This is a genomic window from Xanthobacter pollutisoli (genome assembly GCF_040044995.1).
Classification (GTDB): domain Bacteria; phylum Pseudomonadota; class Alphaproteobacteria; order Rhizobiales; family Xanthobacteraceae; genus Xanthobacter.
The window spans coordinates 13,751-32,940 of sequence record NZ_JBDZDP010000024.1; the positions used below are offsets into that span (position 1 = coordinate 13,751).

A 19,190-nucleotide genomic window follows, 5' to 3' on the forward strand; every position below is an offset into this window, starting at 1 on the left:
CCGGATCAGCGTGTTGCTGGGGCTCGCCGGGCTGCGTCACGGGGAAGGTTGCCCCGCAGTGAAAGGACTTAACACTTCAAAGATATCATAGAAGCATGACTTTTTATCATGTTTCCAGCAGAGCTTTCCAAATCGGTAGAGCTGCGGCTGAGGTCCATCACCGGAGGGCAATTGCGTCTATCGCCCGCTCAGGCAGGTCTCCGGGTTGAACAAAACTTTTCGCGAGTGCGCCGGCCAGCCCTCTTTGGAGCGGACATCAGCGATCCTTGCCGGCCTCCTTGACCAGCCAGTTGCGGAAATTGCGCAGGCGACGGCGGTTGCCCATGGCCTCCGGGATCACGAAATAATAGCCGAGGTCTCGCTTGACCGAGTGGGGATAGGGGCAAACAAGGCTGCGGTTGTCGAGTTCCGTCTTCAGCATGGTTGGCTGGCCCATGGCAATGCCGAGCCCGTCCACGGCCGCCTGATAGGTGAGCAGCGAACTCGGGAAGATCGTCGGCTGCTCCTCCTTCGGCATGACGAGGCCGAGGGAGGCGAACCAATGATCCCAGTCGCGGCGGCGATAATGGGAATGCAGGACCGGATACCGCAGGAGATCCAGCGGTCTCTCGATGGGCGGCCCGGTTTCCAGGAGCTTCGGGCTGCACACGGGCTCGAATGAATCTCCGAACAGGAGCGTTACTTGCATACCTGGCCAGTCACCGTTGCCCAATTGGATGGCGGCATCCACCCGGTGGCGGGTGAAGTCCACCGGAACCACGCTGGAATTGATTCGGATCTGCACCTCGGGATGGAGCGCCTGGAACTCTGGGAGGCGGCGCATCAGCCACTTGGCCATGAAGGTCTGGTAAACTTGGAGGCGCAGCGGTTCGCGCTCGGAGGTTTGGGTGAGCCGGTCGGTGGCGTCCACGATGGCCTGGAAAGCAGGTCCCACCTCGGCCAGATACTGCACCCCGTTCGGAGTGAGCCTCAAACCCGGGCGCTCGCGCAAAAAAAGGCGCAACCCCAGAAAATGCTCCAAGACAGCAACCTGCCGGCTCACGGCGGATTGGCTGACGCTGAGTTCCTCTGCCGCCCGGGTGAAACTGCAATGCCGCGCCGCACACACAAATACATGCAGCGGATTCAAGGGCGGTAAACGGGCGCTCATGTAACTACATTACTAAATCTCATGATGGGCCGACAAGTAGGAAGTTGCTCTCGCCCGGCAAGACCGAAAAAAGACGGGAACACTCAAGCTGGCATCGGCATGCCCGTCACCTTCTGCGAACATGACGCCTTCGGCAGGGTCGCCAAGGCAGAAGAACCGGCGGCTTGGCCGCTTTCCATGAAACCCGGTGTCGGGCGCCCCCGCATCCGTCACCCAAGCAGTGTGTATCATGATCTCCCTGCCCGCCATCTCCACTTCAGCGCCCCATTGGGCCCAGGCCCTTCTGCATCCGCGCTCCGTCGCCCTCGTCGGCATCTCGGACGATATGACGAAGACGGCGGCGCGCCCGCTCGCCTTTCTGCGCCGGGCGGGTTTCGCCGGCCGCATCTATCCGGTGAACCCCTCTCGCGCAACGGTGCAGGGCGAGCCCGCCTTTCCCTCATTGTCGGCATTGCCGGAGGTGCCGGACCACGCCTTCATCCTCACCGGCACGCAGGCGGCCATAACCACCGTGGAGGAATGCGGGCGGCTCGGAATTCCGGTGGCGACGATCCTGGCCGGCGGTTTCTCGGAAGCGGGGCCGGAAGGCGCTGTCAACGAGATGTGGCTGAAGGAGGTGGCGCGGCGCCACGGCGTGCGGGTACTCGGCCCCTCCAGCATCGGCGTCGCCAACCTGAAGGAAAAGCTGATTCTCACCGCCAACGCTGCCTTCGCCGAACCCAACCTGCCCGTGGGCTCCGTCTTTGTCGGGTCACACTCCGGCAGCCTCATCGGCGCGCTCCTCTCGCGTGGCAAGGCACGCGGTGTTGGCTTCGCGGGATTGGTCTCGGTTGGGGCGGAAAGCGACCTCTCCATGGGCGAGATCTGCGCCGCGACCCTCGATGATCCCGAGATTACCGGCTACCTGCTTTTCATCGAGACCATGCGCCATGCTGACACGTTGCAGGCCTTTGCTCTCCAGGCGGCGCAGCGGGGCAAGCCGGTCGCCGCGTACAAGCTAGGTCGTTCGCCAGAGGCGGCGGAACTTGCCGTGTCCCACACCGGCGCCCTCGCCGGTGCAGACGACATTGCCGACACCTTCCTGCGCGAATGCGGCATCGCCCGGGTCGAGTCCTTCGAGGGGCTCATCGACATCTTGCCCCTGCTCCAGCGATTACCGTCCAGCCCTCGCCACCGCGCGCCGACCGTCGGGGTGGTGACCACCACAGGCGGAGGCGCCGCCATGGTCGTGGACCAGCTTGCAATCCGTGGCGTGTCCGTGGTCGCACCTTCGGACGCGACCCGGGAGCGGCTCGCTGCGGCGGGCGTGGATGGCGGGCACGGCCGCATCGTCGACTTGACTCTCGCGGGCACCCGTTACGACGTCATGAAAGCGACCCTTGACGTGATGCTCAAGGCGCCGGAGTTCGACCTGGTGCTGGCGACGGTGGGCTCCTCCGCCCGCTTTCAGCCAGATCTGGCGGTCAAGCCACTGGTGGATACCGCTCGCACGCACGAACGCCCCTTCGCCGCCTTCGTCGTACCCGACGCGCCGAATGCCCTCCTGCACCTCGCCGCGGCCGGCATCCCGAATTTCCGGTCGCCGGAAACCTGCGGGGATGTCATCGCCGCCGCCTTCTCCCGCCGCCCTCCTCGGCCGGACCTGCCTTTGCTGGAGCCGTCTTACGCCACTTCTGGTCCCGCGCGCATGCTCGATGAGGCGGAGGCCTACGATCTCTTTCGTTCCGTCGGCATCACCCACGCGCCGGTCGCGCTCGTGGCACCGGGCACCGACATTCCGGAGCTGCCCTTCCCCTATCCCGTCGTGGCGAAGGTGCTCGACGCCAACATTGCGCACAAGACAGACGTCGGCGGTGTCGTGCTAGGCATCCAGGACCAGGCGGCCCTTGCCCGCGCCATCGAAGACATCCGCCGAACGGTGGAGGCACGCCGGCCCGGCACGAGCGTTTCGCGCATCCTGGTGCAGCCCATGCAGCGAGGCCTAGGTGAGGCGTTGATCGGCCTGCGGCGGGACCCGCAGGTGGGGCCGATCGTGATTCTCGCAGCGGGCGGTGTCTTCACCGAACTCTACCACGACCGCGCCCTCCGGCTCGCCCCGGTGGATCGTGACGGTGCTCGCGCCATGATCCAGGAGGTGCGGGCGATGAAGATCTTCGCGGGCTATCGAGGCAAGCCCAGGGGTGACCTGGACGCTCTGACGGACGCCATTGTCGCGGTCTCTCGCCTTGCCGCTCTGAGGGACCAAGTGGTGCTGGACGCCGAGATCAACCCCGTCCTCATACTGCCTGAGGGCGAGGGCGTGGTCGCCGTGGACGCACTCGTGCGTGTCGCGGAGTACGCCCGATGACCTCTTCAGCGCCTGCCGCCGAGCCCCGCCCCGCGGTCCGCACCGAGCGGGAGGGGGCCGTCGCCGTCATTCTCATCGACAATCCACCGGTGAATGCCGGCTCCCTAGCGGTGCGCGAAGGGCTACTTGCAGCCTTGACCGCGGTAGCGTCTGACCCCTCGGTTGCGGCCGTTGTGATCATGGGTGACGGCCGCTCCTTCATTTCCGGCTCCGATCTAAAGGAGTTCGACCTGCCACTGGCCGAGCCTCAGTTGCCGGCGGTAATCCGCGCCGTCGAGGACTGCCCGAAGACGGTGGTGGCAGCGTTGCACGGTGCAGCGCTAGGCGGTGGTTTCGAGCTGGCCCTCGGCTGCGACGCTCGCATCGCAACCGCCGCCACGGTGGTGGCCCTGCCCGAGGCAACGCTGGGCATGATCCCCGGCGCTGGCGGCACCCAGCGCCTGCCCCGCATGGTCGGCACCACCCTCGCCATCGATCTCGTGTGCTCCGGCCGCCGCGTTGAAGCCGAAGAGGCTTTGCGCTACGGCATGATCGATCAGGTGGCGAAGGGCAACCTGCGCGCGGCCGCCACGGCCCTTGCACTTACCCTCACCGGTCGCAAGAGCTTGGTGATTGAGCGTGCCGTACCCGACGACGGCGCCGACGAGGAGGTGGCCGCCGCAACGGCCCTTAAGGCCGGCCGCAACCTTCCCCACATTGCTGCTGCGATCCGGCACGTGCGCGCCGCCCGCAGCGTGCCAGCCGCACGGGCATTGGCCGACGAGCGAGCCGACTTTCAACGCTTGAGGGTTTCACCCGAGGCAAAGGCGATCCGCCACCTCTTCTTCGCAGAGCGCGAAGCCGCCCGCGGCGGTGGCCTCAACAAAGTGCCGCCGCGTCCCCTCGCCCGTTTCGGTGTGGTGGGCGCGGGCACCATGGGCGCGGGCATCGCGCTGGCCGCCCTCCAGACGGATCTATCCGTGGTGCTGGTCGAGCGAGACCCGGCGGCGCTCCAACGGGGTCTTACCACCATCAAAGCCCAAATCGCCCGGCGTGTGGAAACCGGACGCCTGACCGAAGCGGATGTGAACGCTATGAGCGCCCGCCTGACGGCGGGCCTCGACCTCGGCACCCTTGCAGACTGTGACCTCATCGCAGAGGCCGTGGTCGAAGACCTCGCCGTGAAGACAGCGGTGTTCCGCACCCTTGATGGCCTCGCCAAGCCCGGCGCGGTCTTGGCCTCCAACACCTCCTATCTCAATCTGGACGCCATCGCCGCCGCGACGGGTCGGCCGCAGGACGTGATCGGCCTGCATTTCTTCAGCCCCGCCCATGTGATGCGTCTGCTGGAAGTAGTGCGCGGCAAGGACAGCGCTGAAGACGCCCTCGCCACGGGTCTTGCCCTGGCGAACCGGCTCGGCAAGCAGCCGGTGGTGGCCGGCAATCGGTTCGGCTTCATCGGCAACCGCCTTTATGCCGCCTATCGTCGCCACTGCGAGTTCATGCTCGAGGAGGGGGCCCTTCCGCAGGACGTGGACAAGGCCCTGGAAGCCTTCGGCTTCGCCATGGGGCCGTTCGCCGTGGCCGATCTCTCCGGCCTCGACATTGCCTGGCGCATGCGCCTGCAGCAGGCCTCCACCCGCGACCCGGCCGCGCGTTACGTCACCATCCCGGACCTGCTGTGCGAAATGGGACGGCTCGGTCGCAAGACCGGAGCCGGCTATTATCGCTATAAGGATGGCCCCGCGCGCGGTGCGCCCGATCCGGAGGTGGAAGCCATCATTCTGGCCGCCTCGGCGGACGCTGGGCGCACGCGCCATTCCTTCACCGCCGAGGAAATCGTTCGCCGGGCGCTGCTCGCTCTGGCCAACGAGGCGGCCGTTGCCCTTGCCGATGGCGCCGCGATGAATGCGGACGACATCGACGTGGTTCTGGTGAACGGCTACGGCTTTCCGCGCTGGGCGGGTGGCCCGGTTCACTGGGCGCGGAACGAGGACCCCGGGCGGCTCATCAGCGACTGCGATTCGCTCGTGACCCTCGCCGGCCCCGGCACCCGTCGCGGGGACCTGTCCCTTCTCCTCAGGCCGCCCTCTGCCCGGGGGCCCGTCCGGGCCAGAGGCTAGGGGCCGCCATTCGAAGCGAGGCCCCGCCGCGCGGCTGCTGCAACGATGTCTCAAGAAAAATCATATCTTCAGAGCGAGAGAACGTCCCATGTTCAACAAACACGCCAGCGACCGCGTTGACTGTGGCGACGACCATTGGTGCGATGTCCTGATTGTCGGGTCCGGTGCCGGCGGACTGGCCACAGCCATCACCGCACGGATGGCCGGCCTGGATGTCCTCGTGGTGGAGAAGGCGCCGGTCTTTGGCGGCACGACGGCCGTCTCGGGCGGCTATGTCTGGATTCCGGGCAACTCATTGGCGGCGAAGGCGGGTGTTGAAGATGATATCGACAATTGCCGTCGCTATCTGCAAGCCGAGCTGGGAAATGCCTATGATGAGGCGTTGATCGAGACATATCTCGCGCGTGGACTGGAGATGATCGACTTCTTCATGAACGAGGTCGGCATCCCCTTCATCAGCACAAAAATGCCAGACTACCATTCGAATCAACCGGGTGCCTTGACATATGGGCGCTCGCTGCAAGTCGAGCCGGTCAATGCTCGGATCCTCGGTGCCGAGCTGCGGCGCCTGCGGCCACTGCCACGCGAGCTCTCCCTCTTCGGCATGGGTATCTCGTCAGGATCGGACCTGAGCCACTTCTACAAGGTTGGCCGATCGGTTCGCTCGACCATCCGGGTCGCAAGCCTGCTGCTCAAATACGGTTACGACACCGTTCGCTACGGCAGGGGGCAAACGCTCGTCAACGGCAATGCCCTGGTGGCCCGCCTTGCCAGCGCCCTGTTTCGCCTGCGCACACCCCTGTGGACGTTCGCACCCGCCACCGAGCTCATTCTCGAAAACGGCCGGGTCACGGGGGCGATCGTCAATCGCAACGGACGCCTTGTCCGGGTCAGGACGCGGCGGGCCGTGGTGCTTTCCAGTGGCGGCTTCGCCCAGAATACGGAACGCCGGTCGAAGATCTATTCCCATCCTGCGCTGGAGGGTGAGCACATCTCGCTGACCGCGCCCGGCAATGTGGGCGACGGCGCGCGCATGGCGGAGTCGGCGGGGGGCTATGTCACATCGGACATTCCAAATGCCGGAGCCTGGATGCCGATTTCCCGCGTTCCCCACCCGGATGGGACGGTCGGAGCTATCATCCACTCGGTCAATCAGGGCAAGCCCGGAGTAATCGCCGTGCTACGGAATGGACGCCGGTTTGCCGACGAGAGCATGTCTTACCATGATCTGGTCGCGCGCATGATTGCCTCTCCGGAGAGCGGCCGCCCCACCGGGGCCTTCCTGATCTGCGACCACAATGCCTTCTCGAAATATGGCCTCGGCTATGCGAAGCCCTTCCTATCGACCAGAGCATTGATCGACGCCGGCTACCTCTACAAGGCGGAGTCGATTGCAGCGATCGCATCGCAGATCGGGGTTGATCCGGACGAGCTCGGCAAAACGGTCGCGAACTACAACGAGAACGCCATGAGCGGGAAGGATTCGGAGTTCGGCAAAGGCACGACGACCTACGGATATTACCTCGGCGATGCGAGCAACCCTCACAACCCGAATGTGGCGCCCCTCACCAAAGCGCCTTTCTACGCGGTGTGGGTTTATGCTGGCGACATCGGAAACTTTGCCGGCCTGAAGGCCGATCAGTATTCACGTGTCCTGACGCCGGGCGGCTCCGTGGTGTCCGGGCTCTATGTCGTCGGCAACGACAGGGCCAGCATCTTCTGCGGCCGCTACCCAGGCGGCGGAGCACTGATCGGACCAGCCATGACGTTTGGTTTTATCGCCGCGCGTCATATTGCCAACAATGCGCCTAACGCGCATTAAACGCCCTCGGCGTCTCACCGCCAACCGCCAACGCAAGGCTTAATCGGCTCATGGGGGATGATCCCGTCAGCTTTCAAAGCTGGCTCTCGAAGGCTTCCTATGGTCGCCGCCCTGAACGCCCTTCGGTCGGCTTATGGGCGATGACCGCTACCGTGCGTCCCATCTGCAACGCCGCGGTGTGTTGCGTTGGGACAGGCGCTCGCCCAGACGGGCGCCGGGACGTCCGGACACTGATCTCGGCTTCTGGCCGACAAGGAGGGGCCGCGCGCGGCCTGATGCCATGAGTGAAGCCTTCATCTGCGACGCCGTCCGCACCCCCGTCGGGCGCTATGCCGGCGCCCTTTCCACGGTACGCGCCGACGATCTGGCGGCGATCCCCATCGCCGCCCTGATGGCGCGCAATCCGTCAGTGGACTGGGGCACCATCGATGACGTGATCCTCGGCTGCGCCAACCAGGCCGGCGAGGACAACCGCAACGTCGCCCGCATGGCGGCGCTGCTGGCGAAGCTGCCGGTGGAGGTGCCGGGCTCCACCGTCAACCGCCTGTGCGGCTCGGGCATGGACGCCATCGGCACCGCCGCCCGCGCCATCAAGGCGGGCGAGACCGGGCTGATGATCGCGGGCGGGGTCGAGAGCATGAGCCGCGCGCCGTTCGTCATGGGCAAGGCCGACAGCGCCTTCTCCCGCTCCGCGAAGATCGAGGACACCACCATCGGCTGGCGGTTCGTGAACCCGGCCATGAAGGCGATGCACGGCGTCGATTCCATGCCGGAGACGGCGGAGAACGTGGCCGACGACTTCCAGGTCTCGCGTGCCGACCAGGACGCCTTCGCCCTGCGCAGCCAGCAGCGCGCCGGCCGGGCCCAGGCCTCCGGGCGGTTCGCCCGCGAGATCGTGCCGGTCTTCATCCCGCAGAAGAAGGGCGAGGCGAAGCTGGTCGAGCTGGACGAGCACCCCCGCCCCGACACCACCCTGGAGCAGCTGGCGAAGCTGAAGGGCGTGGTGCGGCCGGACGGCTCGGTGACCGCGGGCAACGCCTCGGGGGTCAATGACGGTGCCTGCGCCGTCATCCTCGCTTCCGAGGCCGCGGCCCTCATCCACGGCCTGAAGCCCCGCGCCCGGATCGTCGCCATGGCTACGGCCGGCGTGCCGCCGCGTATCATGGGCATGGGTCCCGCGCCGGCGACCCGGAAGGTGCTGGCCCTCGCCGGCCTCACCCTTCCCGACATGGACGTGATCGAACTCAACGAGGCGTTCGCCTCGCAGGGGCTCGCCGTGCTGCGCGAGCTCGGCTTGCCGGACGACGCCGCGCACGTGAACCCAAATGGCGGGGCGATCGCGCTCGGCCATCCGCTCGGCATGTCCGGCGCGCGCCTCATCACCACGGCGCTCCATCAACTCGAGGAGACGGGAGGCCGCTACGCCCTGTGCACCATGTGCATCGGTGTCGGACAGGGCATCGCTACAATCATCGAACGCGTGTGAAGCAAGAAGAGATCCGGGGAGGAATTGATGAACGCTCCACCAAGTCAGACCAAAGGCGACGACATTGTCGACGCCCGCGGCCTTACGAAGGAATTCAAGGGGTTTGCTGCGGTCAAGGACGTGGATCTGAGGATTCGCCGGCACACGATCCACGCCCTGATCGGGCCGAACGGTGCCGGCAAGACCACATGTTTCAACCTCATCACCAAGTTCTTGGAGCCCACACGCGGCTCAATCCACCTGAACGGGCACGACATCACCCGCACCAAGCCGGCCGACGTCGCCCGCCTCGGCATGGTGAGATCGTTCCAGATTTCGGCAACGTTCCCCCATCTCACGGTGCTTGAGAACGTGCGCATCGCCCTGCAGCGTCCGGTGGGCAATTCGTTCCATTTCTGGAGCGCGGAGACGTCGCTCGACGTCCTCAACGACCGCGCCATGCAATTGCTCGCCGACGTTGATCTCACATCCTACGCCCGGCATCTGGCGGTCGAGCTGCCCTACGGTCGCAAGCGCGCCCTGGAGATCGCCACCACCCTGGCGCTCGAGCCGGAGATGCTGCTGCTCGACGAGCCCACCTCCGGCATGGGCCGCGAGGACATCGCGCGCACCGCGGACCTCATCCGCCGGGTATCGGCCAATCGCACCATCCTGATGGTGGAGCACAACCTGTCCGTGGTGGCCGACCTCTCCGACACCATCACGGTCCTCGCCCGCGGCGAGATCCTCACCGAGGGACCCTATTCGGAGGTGTCGAAGAACCCGCAGGTGATCGAGGCCTATATGGGCACCGGTGGAGCGCATTGAGATGGCCGCATTGAACGGGACCGCGCCTCTTCTGTCGGTGAAGGACCTGCACGGCCACTATGGCGAGAGCCACGTGCTGCACGGCATGACCTTCGACGTCCATCCCGGCGAGGTGGTGACGCTGCTGGGGCGCAACGGCGCCGGCAAGACCACCACCATGCGCGCCATCATGGGCCTTTTGCGCAAGCGCGCCGGCTCGATCCGCTATGAGGGCACCGAAACGGTCGGGTTGCAGCCCAACAAGATCGCCCGGCTCGGCATCGCCATCTGCCCCGAGGAGCGTGGCATCTTCGCCTCGCTCTCGGTGCGCGAGAACCTGCTGCTGCCCCCCGTGGTGCTGCCCGGCGGGCTGACCGTGGACGAGGTGCACGAGCTGTTCCCGCGGCTGGAGGAGCGGCGCAACAGCCAGGGCACCAAACTGTCGGGCGGCGAGCAGCAGATGCTGGCCATCGCCCGCATCCTGCGCACCGGCGCCAAGCTGCTGCTGCTCGACGAGCCTAGCGAGGGTCTCGCCCCGGTGATCGTCCAGCACATCGGCCAGATCATCCGGAACCTCAAGAATAAGGGGTTCACGGTGCTGCTGGTGGAGCAGAACTTCCACTTCGCCTCGACCGTCGCCGACCGCCACTACGTGGTGGAGCACGGCCGGGTGGTGGACATGGTGGAGAACGACAAGATCGCTGAGAACGCCGCGCGTCTCGAAGCCTTCCTCGGCGTCTGAGGGCAAGTCATGATCGAACTTCTTGGAATACCTCCTCAGGCCCTGTTCGGGCAGTTGCTGCTCGGGCTCATCAACGGGTCCTTCTACGCCATGCTGAGCCTTGGGCTGGCGGTGATCTTCGGCCTGCTCAACGTGATCAACTTCACCCACGGCGCGCAGTATATGATGGGCGCCTTCGGGGCCTGGATGCTGCTCAACTATCTGGGCGTGCCCTTCTGGGGGGCGCTCGTCGTGGCGCCGGTGATGGTGGCGCTCATCGGCATGGTGATGGAGCGCACCTTGCTGCGCCGCCTCTACCATCTCGACCACCTCTACGGCATGCTGCTCACCTTCGGCCTCGCCCTCATCATCGAGGGCCTGTTCCGCCGGCAGTACGGCTCCTCCGGCCTGCCCTACAACAACCCCCTGCCGGGCGGCACCAACCTCGGCTTCATGTTCCTGCCCAACTACCGCGCCTTCGTGGTGGTGGCCTCCCTCGTGGTGTGCCTCGCCACCTGGTTCATCATCGAGCGCACCAAGCTCGGCTCGTACCTGCGCGCCGCCACCGAGCGGCCCGACCTGGTGCAGGCCTTCGGCATCGACGTGCCGCGCATGATCACCCTGACCTACGGCTTCGGCGTAGGCCTCGCGGCGCTCGCCGGCGTGCTCGCCGCCCCCGCCTATCAGGTGAGCCCCACCATGGGCTCCAACCTCATCATCGTGGTGTTCGCCGTGGTGGTGATCGGCGGCATGGGCTCCATCCTGGGGGCCATCCTCACCGGCTTCGGCCTCGGGGTGATCGAGGGCCTGACCAAGGTGTTCTATCCCGAGGCCTCCTCCACCGTCATCTTCGTCATCATGGCTCTGGTGCTCATGGTGAAACCCGCCGGCCTGTTCGGCACGGCCAAGTGAGGGCGCATCAATGACAACGTCTTCCTCCACCACAGCGCCCGTCACCACCTCCGCGACCTCATCCAGGTTCCCGATGACACTGGTGCTCGGGCTGATCGCAGTCGCGTTGCTCCTCGCCGCACCATTCGCGGTCTATCCAGTGTTCCTGATGAAGGTGATGTGCTTCGCGCTGTTCGCGTGCGCCTTCAACCTGATGCTGGGCTACACGGGGCTCTTGTCGTTCGGCCATGCGATGTTCTTCGGCGGTTCGGCGTACATCTCTGCCCACGCCATCAAGGTGCTGGGATTCACGCCGGAGTTGGGCATCCTCGCCGGCGTGCTGTTCTCGACCGTGCTGAGCTTCCTCGTCGGCCTGCTCGCCGTCCGTCGCCAAGGCATCTACTTCGCCATGGTGACGCTGGCGCTGGCGCAGATGTTCTTCTTCTTCTGCCTACAAGCCAAGTTCACCGGCGGCGAGGACGGCCTCCAGGCGGTGCCGCGCCGTGCGCTCCTCGGCTTCATTGACATCACGAAGGACATCCATCTTTACTATTTCGTCCTGGCGATCTTCCTGTTCGGGTTCCTGGTGATCTACCGCACCATCCACTCCCCGTTCGGGCAGGTCCTGAAAGCCATCCGCGAGAACGAGCCGCGGGCAATCTCGCTCGGCTACAGGGTGAACCAGTACAAGCTGCTCGCCTTCGTGCTGTCGGCCGCTCTGGCCGGACTTGCGGGATCGACCAAGGTGCTGGTGTTCCAGTTGGCCTCACTCACGGACGTCGCCTGGCAGATGTCGGGCGAGGTGATCCTGATGACCCTGGTGGGCGGCATGGGCACCATCCTCGGCCCGGTGGTGGGGGCGGCGGTCATCGTGACCATGCAGAACTACCTCGCCGGCCTGGGCGAGTGGGTGCTCGTCATCCAGGGCGTCATCTTCGTCGTCGCCGTCTCCCTGTTCCGCCGCGGCATCGCTGGCGAGATCGTCGCCATCGGAAGACACTACAACGCAAAAAAAACACCCGAATGAAGCAATGCCGATCGCCTGGGCAAACCTTGTGAGTACGCGATAGGCGGCAGGCGAATGATCCTCCCGACTATGCCCTCGGACTCTCTTCTGAACCGGGGGAGAAAAAGGGCTCAGGCTAGGCCCACTCACACCATTGCCCGGATCTCCTGCTGCTCAATGGGAAATGAGCAAAGGGATCGGCGACTGCGCCAGGAGCGAACGCGTCACGCCGCCGAGCATGATCTCCCGGGCGCGGGCATGACTGTAAGCGCCGAGCACGATCATATCGTGCTCATTGGACGCAGCGTATTCCAAGATGACCTCGGGGATCGCTCGCCCGTGTGACTGCACGGGATCGACGGTCAGGCGTACACCGTGGCGCAACAGGAACATGGCGACTTCCATCCCCGGCTCCTCTCCCGCGGGGATGGTCGCCTGCGGATCCACGATAAGCACCGTCACCGATGAAGCGAGCGCCAGCAGAGGCAGGGAATCGCCGATGGCCCGGCGCGATTCCCGGCTTGCATTCCAGCCGATGAGAATGCGCTGTGGCGGTTCCATGTTGCGCCAGTTCTCCGGCACGAGCAGGAAGGGGACGCCGGTCGCAAGTTGCACGACATCGGCTGGCGGCCCGTCGTCGAGCCAGGAGTCCTTCGGAGATGCAGCGACGACGAGATCCGCGTGCAGGGCGCCGAGGCGGCGTTCATCTTCTCCGCGGGGCGCGTGGACACGGAACTCGCAACGCACATCCTGCCGGGCGGCGTGCTTTTCGAAGATGTCCCGCGCGTCGTGGATCATGTCGTCCTTGCGGGCTTGTTGATGGTGCAGAAGGTTGGCGATCGCCGCTTGCCCGCGGACATGGGAGGCAGCCAGCCCCCCGCCGATGTCCGGGGGAAGCAGGAATATTCCGATGAGGTGCGCGCCGTGGCGCCGCGCGAGATTGGTCGCATAATCCATCCGCGTTTCGCGCGACGGACTGGTATCAATGAGAACAGCGATTGTCTTGATATCCATGGATCTTACCCTGTGATGCCCTGTTCAGTCCCGGCATTTGCTGGATTGGATCGAGGATGAATCTCTCTGGCTCTGAAGTCCAGCATTTGCAGATGAATTCGTAGGGCGTGAGGCCTCTGAGGGTTTTCAGGCGCCGGCCGAAATTGTAGGCGGCGACGAAGTCGGCGAGATGCGTTTCGAACTGGTGATGATCATCGTAGTGGAAGCGCTTGACGGTCGCTTCCTTGATGGTCCGGTTCATCCGCTCGACCTGGCCATTGGTCCAGGGGTGCTTCACCTTGGTCAGGCGGTGCTCGATGCCGTTCTCTCGGCAGCGCATGTCGAACATGTGGGTGATGTAGCGAGCTGTCGGCCCGTCGGCATAGCGCGGCGGGAAGGTAAACTGGATGCCGTTGTCCGTCAGAACGGTGTGGATCCGGTAGGGCACCGCGTCGATCAGGGCCACGAGGAAGGCTGACGCCGAGGTCCGGCCTGTTTTCCTGACGACCTGCACGAAGGCGAACTTGCTCGTGCGATCAATGGCTACATAAAGGTACAGCTTACCCTCGGCAGTCTGCACCTCGGCGATATCGATATGGAAGAAGCCGATCGGATAGGACTTGAACCGCCTCTTCGGCTCCTTGTCGCCCTCCACCTCCGGCAGCCGGCTGATGCCGTGGCGCTGCAGGCAGCGATGCAGGGATGAGCGCGTCAGATGCGGGATCGTCGCCTGCAAGGCATAGAGGCAGTCGTCGAGCGGCAGCAGCGTATGCCGGCGGAAGGCGACGATGACCGCCTCTTCCTCGATCGACAGAACCGTCGATGTCGGAGCCCTCGGGCCTGTCGGCAGATCAGCGACCGAGGTGCGCTTCTTCCACTTCGCGACCGTCTTCTGATTGATCCCGTAACGCTTGGCCAGCGCCCTCAGGCTCTCTTGACTATGTTGTATCGCTCGACGCACTGCCTCTGTCGTCGTGGCGCTCCCGTGAAGAACCTGGCCCATAGTGCCTCCTTCCACTCCGGCGAAAAGACTGCACCATCAAAGCCCGGGATCAAACACCAGCCAGGGCGGGATGGCCTTGGCGCCAGGCCTGATGTTTGCGTAGAGCTTGGACCGTGGCTGGGGATCGACGTGAGGGTTCCTGCCGTTGGTGGTGAGCCACGAGCGATAGTGATGAGCACTATGTTTGCGCCATAGCCCTATGATTCAGTAAGCCTTCCCGCCCTTTTTACACCTTGGCCCCGACGGGGGGATGTCCCGGCCGATGTTGAAATAGGAGAGCAGGTGTTGCCCGCCTTGAGCCGCTAGCTCGGGGTGCTGAATCCGCGAAGGAGAGCAACGCCATGAAGAAAGCTACCACATCTGCCGGCGTGGTGCCGGCTGCAATCGTCGATGAGGCTTGGCAGGAGGTCGGCGCCAGCTTCGATCGCTTCTGCCTGACGGCGGGCCTAGCGACGTTGGCGGCGATGATGGACGAGGATGCATTATCCCTCGCCGCAATGGCCAGTGCCTGCGGCGTGTTCGAGGGAGACGGGCGTTTCCACCGGATTCCGGTCAGGGGTTCGGACGCAGGGGCCGTATCGAGAGCGGGATGCGTGACAGCTCGCGCTCGGTGATCAGCCCGTCCGGCTGCACGGCCAATTCCACCGCTGCTTCGATGGCGCGCGCGGTCAGCAGCAGCTTCCGGCCGATCAGGGCGGTGAACGCCTCCGGCCCCAGGGAGGGCGACGCTGCGATGCTGCAGTTCAAGGCCATGATCTCCTCGTTCCAGCGCAGCCGCAGGGGTACCGCACCGGCATAGATGTCCGGCCGAGCAAGACCGAAGGACGATATGAATCCGCGTCGCCTGAAGTCGGCGAGCAGGGCGTCGCGATCGGCCGGCGCCAGGGCGGCGAGATGAGCACGGCCCATGGCGCTGTGGAGAAGCGGCCACACCGGCCCGAGGTCCGGCATGACCATGCTGCGGTGTGGGCCCGGGATGGATTCTATGGACACCACCGAGAAGCGGTCCCGCACGCCGAGGGAGACCTGCCCGGACTCCACCTCCGCCAATTCGCGCATGACCGACCGTGCCTCCCGCCATGGGCTGAGGCTCACCATCAGGGGATAGCCGAGCGTCAGCACTGCATTGCCGAGCGCATAGCGGCCGATGGGCCCAAGATGGCGCAGGCAGCCGAGATCCACCAGCATCTTCGTTACGCGGGAGAGGGTGTGCGAGGCTTGCTGGCGGTGATCGGGGTCGTTCATCATGGACTGCCTGTGCGGACACGACGCGGGATCCGGACGCCGGCCCGCGGGGGTTGACGGACATATTCACCGGCGTTGGAGTGTGGCCCGCCTGCATTTCAACTTCATCGCGCGATCCTACCGCTCGTTAGAGCTTTCCCTGGGTCTCCAGCAGATCGCGCCGCGCCCTTCGCCCGAAGCCTCACGGGTGGGCCATCGTCAATTGAGCCACCTCTTCCGCCGCTTATAGGTCTTCACGTTGCGGAAGTTCCGGCCCTCGCCGCTGGCGGTGCCGAGATAGAATTCCCTTACATCCTCATTGTTGCGCATGTCCGCTGTAGGCCCGTCCATGACGATACGCCCGCTCTCCAGGATGTAGCCGTAGGTAGCGTATTTCAGCGCCATGTTGGTGTTTTGCTCGGCCAACAGGAAAGAGACGCCGCGGTGCTGGTTGAGGGCGTGGACGATTTCGAAGATCTCTTCCACCACCTGCGGGGCGAGGCCCATGGAGGGCTCGTCCAGGAGGATCATGCGAGGCTTCGACATCAGCGCGCGGCCAATGGCGCACATCTGCTGCTCGCCGCCGGAGAGATAGCCCGCCTGCGCCTTGCGGCGCTCGCGCAGGCGGGGAAAGGTCTCGTAGATGTCCTCGAGGTTCTGCCGGACGGCGGCCGCGCCGTCCCGGCGGGTATAGGCGCCGGTGAGCAGGTTCTCCTCCACCGACAGGTGGCCGAAGCAGCGCCGTCCCTCCAGCACCTGAATGCAGCCGCGCCGGACGAGGTCGTTGGCGGTCAGGCGGTCCACCCGCTCGCCGGCGAACACGACGGAGCCCTTGGTGACGTCACCCCGCTCGGACCTGAGCAGGTTCGACACCGCGCGCAGCGTCGTGGTCTTGCCGGCGCCGTTGGCGCCGAGGAGGGCGACGATGCCGCCCTCCGGCACCGTGAGGGAGACGCCCCTCAGCACCAGCGCGACGTGGTCATAGATCACCTCGATGTTGTTGACCGAGAGAATGGCCGGGGCGGTATCTCCCGCGGGAGCTTGTGGCGTCATGGCGTCGTTCCCTGGATCGGCTCGAGCGTGTTCGAGCGAAGTGGGCACCGGTTCGCGTGGGTCGATGCGACGGGCGGGATCGTCCCCCCCCCCCACTTGCGTGATGCGGGGGGACGTTCTGGTGCTCAGGACTCCTTGCTGCAGTCGCGCGGCGTGATGCCCTTCTCCTTGGCGTAGCGGCCGGCCGCATCCTTCAGCATGGGTGCGAGCATGGTCTCGTCCGCCGTGTACCAGTCGGAGATTACCTTCCACTGCTTGCCGTCCCATTGCTGGATGCGGGAGGTGTGGGAGCCCTCGTGGTCCGAGCAGCTGATCTTGATGGGGCTGATCATGCCCTCGAAGCCCAGCTCCTTCAGCCTGTTCTCGTCGAGCGCGAGGTGCTCGATGCCCCAGCGCACCTGCTCGCCGGTGAGCGGCTTGTTGCCGAACTTGGCCATGGCGGTGCGGATGCCCTCGACGCCGAGCATGGCCCCCACCATGCCGCGATTGAACAGCACGCCGCTGGAATCGGTGGGGTTCGATTTGCCGAGCCCCTTGCCGTAGACGTACTTGTCGAGGTCGTCGTGGACGCGCGCGCGCCCCGCCCCGTGCTGCAGCATCAGCGCCTTGTAGCCCACCGCCTGGGCGCCGGCGGGGACGACGTCGGGCTCCGCGCCCGCGAACCAGAAGCCGAGCATCTTCTCGCGCGGGAAGTTGACGTTGGCGGCCTCCTGGATGGCCGTGGGGTTCATCACGCCCCAGCCCCACATCACCACATAGTCGGGACGGAGCTGGCGGATCTGCAGCCATTGCGACTTCTGCTCCACGCCCGGATTGGCCACCGGGATGAGCGTAAGCTGGAAGTCGTATTTCTTGGCGAGCGCCTCCAGAACCGGGATCGGTTCCTTGCCGAACGGGGAATCATGATAGAGCAGCACGATCTTGCGGCCCTTGAGCTTGTCCGGACCGCCGAATTCCTTGGCGATATACTGCACGGCCACGTCCGCCGCGGTCCAATAAGTGCCAATCAGCGGGAAGTTCCAGGTGAAGACGCTGCCGTCTTTCGATTCGGAGCGGCCAAAGCCGGCGGTGATGAGGGGGATCTTGTCTACCGGCGCCTTCTCGGTGAGGGCGAAGGTGATGCCGGTGGAGAGGGGATTGACGAACGCGGCTCCGGTCGGCCCCTTGTTCTTGAGGCGCTCGTAGCATTCGACGCCGCGGTCGGTGGCGTACCCCGTCTCGCATTCCTCGTAGATGATCTTCACGCCGTTGATGCCGCCGTCGCGCTGGTTGATTAGCTCGAAATAGTCGACGATGCCGTTGGCCCAGGGGATGCCGTTTGGCGCGAACGGCCCCGTGCGGTAGGACAGAACGGGGATGAACTGCCCGTTCTCCTCGCCGCGCGCTGCGACCGGTAGGGCCAGCAGCGCTGCCGCCAGAAGCATACTCAACTTCGTCGTGGGATTCTTCATTGGCTTCTCCTCCCTTGGAGTTTGGCCGGCTTGGGCCGGCTCTGGCGCTCCGCTTTTGCCCCTCGGTCAGTAGGGGAAGGGCCAGCGTCGGAGTTTGTGTTTCATGATGGCCCAGATGCGGGCGAGGCCGTGGGGCTCGAAGATCAGCGTGATGAGGATCAGCGCGCCGAACACGCCGAGCGTCAGGTTCGCCGCGGCATCCGCAGCGATGGGGATCGAGAGCCAGCGCGGGATGCCTTCGACCGCGAGCGGCAGCAGCCAGATGAAGGCCGCCCCCAAAAAGCAGCCGATGATGGAGCCGAGCCCGCCGATGATGACGATGAACAGCAGCTGGAACGAGCGGTCGATGGAGAAGGCGTAGGGCTCCCACGCGCGCAGGTTGACGAACGCCCACAGCGCCCCCGCGAGCCCCAGGATGAAGGAGGAGATGGCGAACGCGGTCAGCTTCGACTGCATGGGGCGGATGCCGATGATTTCGGCCGCGATGTCCATGTCGCGGATCGCCATCCATTGCCGGCCGAGATTGCCCCGCACCAGGTTCGCGGCGCCGAGCGCCACGATGGCCGCGACGGCGAGGACGAGCAGATAGCGTTCCACCGGCGAGTCCACGTGCCAGCCGGCGATGACGAGGGGCGGCGCAGTGACCGAGCCGGAGGCGGAATAATTGGTGATCCACCCGACGCGCAGGAACGCCCAGTCCAGGAAGAATTGCGCGGCGAGCGTCGCGACCGCGAGGTAGAGACCCTTGATGCGCAGCGAGGGGATGCCGAAGACGAGGCCCACGACGGCGCTTGCCGCACCCGCCAGCAGGAAGGTGGCGAGGAGCGGCAGTCCCGGCAGGTGGACCGACACGTTGTAGGCAGCGTAGGCCCCCACCCCCATGAAGGCACCGGCGCCGAGGGAGATCTGCCCGCAATAGCCGACGAGCAGGTTGAGGCCGATGGCGGCGGTGGCGAGGATCAGGAGCGGCGTCAGCACCGCGCTGAAGAGATAGTCGCCGGCGAAGGGCGGCACGCCGGCCGCGTGGAGAAGCGGCACGGCGACAAAGGCAGCGATCAGCAGCAGGCGGATGCCGATGCGGTCCTCCCGGATCTGGAAGATCGCCATCTCGTCCCGGTACTTGTCGTGGAAGTGGCCGGCCTCACGGTAGAACAT

Annotated in this window: 15 protein-coding genes and 1 pseudogene; 9 read left to right on the forward strand and 7 right to left on the reverse strand. The window is 65.4% G+C overall.

From position 1 onward, the window contains the following. Positions 1 to 256: 256 nt before the first annotated feature. Positions 257 to 1,150: a transcriptional regulator GcvA gene (gene gcvA, locus ABLE93_RS23565; protein ID WP_348842185.1), complete on the reverse strand. Its 894-nt coding sequence runs from the start codon at positions 1,148 to 1,150 to the stop codon at positions 257 to 259. Positions 1,151 to 1,379: 229 nt separating this feature from the next. Here gcvA and ABLE93_RS23570 point away from each other — a divergent pair, with 229 nt between their 5' ends. From ABLE93_RS23570 to ABLE93_RS23605, 8 genes are all read left to right on the forward strand, one after another. Further along, a complete protein-coding gene (locus ABLE93_RS23570; protein WP_348842186.1) occupies positions 1,380 to 3,497 on the forward strand; it encodes an acetate--CoA ligase family protein in 2,118 nt (705 codons plus the stop codon). After that, a complete protein-coding gene (locus ABLE93_RS23575; protein WP_348842187.1) occupies positions 3,494 to 5,599 on the forward strand; it encodes a 3-hydroxyacyl-CoA dehydrogenase NAD-binding domain-containing protein in 2,106 nt (701 codons plus the stop codon). The genes ABLE93_RS23570 and ABLE93_RS23575 overlap by 4 nt, the downstream gene beginning before the upstream one ends. An 88-nt stretch (positions 5,600 to 5,687) precedes the next feature. Continuing rightward, positions 5,688 to 7,421, forward strand: coding sequence for an FAD-dependent oxidoreductase (locus ABLE93_RS23580; RefSeq protein ID WP_348842189.1), 1,734 nt, complete (start codon positions 5,688 to 5,690; stop codon positions 7,419 to 7,421). A 280-nt stretch (positions 7,422 to 7,701) separates the two neighbouring features. Beyond that, positions 7,702 to 8,907, forward strand: a complete 1,206-nt coding sequence (pcaF, locus tag ABLE93_RS23585) for a 3-oxoadipyl-CoA thiolase (RefSeq protein WP_348842190.1) — start codon at positions 7,702 to 7,704, stop codon at positions 8,905 to 8,907. Positions 8,908 to 8,934: 27 nt separating this feature from the next. After that, entirely contained in the window at positions 8,935 to 9,714 is a 780-nt protein-coding gene (locus tag ABLE93_RS23590; protein WP_348842191.1) for an ABC transporter ATP-binding protein, read from the forward strand. 1 nt (position 9,715) lies between these two features. Then, positions 9,716 to 10,435 carry an ABC transporter ATP-binding protein gene (locus ABLE93_RS23595; protein ID WP_348842192.1) on the forward strand — a complete coding sequence of 240 codons (720 nt, stop codon included), beginning with the start codon at positions 9,716 to 9,718 and terminating at the stop codon, positions 10,433 to 10,435. A gap of 9 nt (positions 10,436 to 10,444) precedes the next feature. Further along, positions 10,445 to 11,326 (forward strand): branched-chain amino acid ABC transporter permease, encoded by an 882-nt coding sequence (locus ABLE93_RS23600; protein ID WP_348842193.1) that lies wholly within the window; start codon positions 10,445 to 10,447, stop codon positions 11,324 to 11,326. A 10-nt stretch (positions 11,327 to 11,336) separates the two neighbouring features. Continuing rightward, positions 11,337 to 12,332, forward strand: coding sequence for a branched-chain amino acid ABC transporter permease (locus ABLE93_RS23605; RefSeq protein WP_394025593.1), 996 nt, complete (start codon positions 11,337 to 11,339; stop codon positions 12,330 to 12,332). 153 nt (positions 12,333 to 12,485) lie between these two features. On the opposite strand, the gene ABLE93_RS23610 is transcribed toward ABLE93_RS23605, so the two are convergent. Together ABLE93_RS23610 and ABLE93_RS23615 are read right to left on the reverse strand one after the other, a co-directional pair. Further along, complete coding sequence (locus ABLE93_RS23610; RefSeq protein WP_348842194.1) at positions 12,486 to 13,325, reverse strand: universal stress protein; 840 nt, start codon at positions 13,323 to 13,325, stop codon at positions 12,486 to 12,488. Continuing rightward, a complete protein-coding gene (locus ABLE93_RS23615) occupies positions 13,294 to 14,307 on the reverse strand; it encodes an IS481 family transposase (RefSeq protein WP_348842195.1) in 1,014 nt (337 codons plus the stop codon). The genes ABLE93_RS23610 and ABLE93_RS23615 overlap by 32 nt, the downstream gene beginning before the upstream one ends. 341 nt (positions 14,308 to 14,648) lie before the next feature. On the opposite strand from ABLE93_RS23615, the pseudogene ABLE93_RS23620 reads away from it, so the two are divergent. Continuing rightward, positions 14,649 to 14,798 (forward strand): annotated as a pseudogene (locus tag ABLE93_RS23620) (IS256 family transposase); the annotation flags it as partial. Positions 14,799 to 14,859: 61 nt separating this feature from the next. Here ABLE93_RS23620 and ABLE93_RS23625 read toward each other — a convergent pair. The 4 genes from ABLE93_RS23625 to ABLE93_RS23640 all read right to left on the reverse strand — a co-directional run bounded on the left by ABLE93_RS23625 (position 14,860) and on the right by ABLE93_RS23640 (position 19,190). Then, positions 14,860 to 15,552 (reverse strand): IclR family transcriptional regulator domain-containing protein, encoded by a 693-nt coding sequence (locus ABLE93_RS23625; RefSeq protein ID WP_348842196.1) that lies wholly within the window; start codon positions 15,550 to 15,552, stop codon positions 14,860 to 14,862. A 198-nt stretch (positions 15,553 to 15,750) separates the two neighbouring features. Next, positions 15,751 to 16,584: an ABC transporter ATP-binding protein gene (locus tag ABLE93_RS23630; protein ID WP_348842197.1), complete on the reverse strand. Its 834-nt coding sequence runs from the start codon at positions 16,582 to 16,584 to the stop codon at positions 15,751 to 15,753. Positions 16,585 to 16,709: 125 nt separating this feature from the next. Beyond that, on the reverse strand, positions 16,710 to 18,035 hold the full coding sequence (locus ABLE93_RS23635) for an ABC transporter substrate-binding protein (RefSeq protein ID WP_348842198.1): 1,326 nt from the start codon (positions 18,033 to 18,035) through the stop codon (positions 16,710 to 16,712). A 66-nt stretch (positions 18,036 to 18,101) separates the two neighbouring features. Next, positions 18,102 to 19,190 carry a branched-chain amino acid ABC transporter permease gene (locus ABLE93_RS23640; RefSeq protein WP_011993138.1) on the reverse strand — a complete coding sequence of 363 codons (1,089 nt, stop codon included), beginning with the start codon at positions 19,188 to 19,190 and terminating at the stop codon, positions 18,102 to 18,104.

What these genes read in the sequence shown, in the direction of transcription:
- ABLE93_RS23595 (WP_348842192.1), top strand. Translation starts at nt 9,716, where the DNA reads ATGGCCGCATTGAACGGGACCGCGCCTCTTCTGTCGGTGAAGGACCTG.
- gcvA (WP_348842185.1), bottom strand. Translation starts at nt 1,150, where the DNA reads ATGAGCGCCCGTTTACCGCCCTTGAATCCGCTGCATGTATTTGTGTGT.
- ABLE93_RS23590 (WP_348842191.1), top strand. Translation starts at nt 8,935, where the DNA reads ATGAACGCTCCACCAAGTCAGACCAAAGGCGACGACATTGTCGACGCC.
- ABLE93_RS23610 (WP_348842194.1), bottom strand. Translation starts at nt 13,325, where the DNA reads ATGGATATCAAGACAATCGCTGTTCTCATTGATACCAGTCCGTCGCGC.
- ABLE93_RS23570 (WP_348842186.1), top strand. Translation starts at nt 1,380, where the DNA reads ATGATCTCCCTGCCCGCCATCTCCACTTCAGCGCCCCATTGGGCCCAG.
- ABLE93_RS23575 (WP_348842187.1), top strand. Translation starts at nt 3,494, where the DNA reads ATGACCTCTTCAGCGCCTGCCGCCGAGCCCCGCCCCGCGGTCCGCACC.
- ABLE93_RS23615 (WP_348842195.1), bottom strand. Translation starts at nt 14,307, where the DNA reads ATGGGCCAGGTTCTTCACGGGAGCGCCACGACGACAGAGGCAGTGCGT.
- ABLE93_RS23625 (WP_348842196.1), bottom strand. Translation starts at nt 15,552, where the DNA reads ATGAACGACCCCGATCACCGCCAGCAAGCCTCGCACACCCTCTCCCGC.
- ABLE93_RS23580 (WP_348842189.1), top strand. Translation starts at nt 5,688, where the DNA reads ATGTTCAACAAACACGCCAGCGACCGCGTTGACTGTGGCGACGACCAT.
- ABLE93_RS23600 (WP_348842193.1), top strand. Translation starts at nt 10,445, where the DNA reads ATGATCGAACTTCTTGGAATACCTCCTCAGGCCCTGTTCGGGCAGTTG.
- pcaF (WP_348842190.1), top strand. Translation starts at nt 7,702, where the DNA reads ATGAGTGAAGCCTTCATCTGCGACGCCGTCCGCACCCCCGTCGGGCGC.
- ABLE93_RS23605 (WP_394025593.1), top strand. Translation starts at nt 11,337, where the DNA reads ATGACAACGTCTTCCTCCACCACAGCGCCCGTCACCACCTCCGCGACC.
- ABLE93_RS23635 (WP_348842198.1), bottom strand. Translation starts at nt 18,035, where the DNA reads ATGAAGAATCCCACGACGAAGTTGAGTATGCTTCTGGCGGCAGCGCTG.
- ABLE93_RS23640 (WP_011993138.1), bottom strand. Translation starts at nt 19,190, where the DNA reads ATGTTCTACCGTGAGGCCGGCCACTTCCACGACAAGTACCGGGACGAG.
- ABLE93_RS23630 (WP_348842197.1), bottom strand. Translation starts at nt 16,584, where the DNA reads ATGACGCCACAAGCTCCCGCGGGAGATACCGCCCCGGCCATTCTCTCG.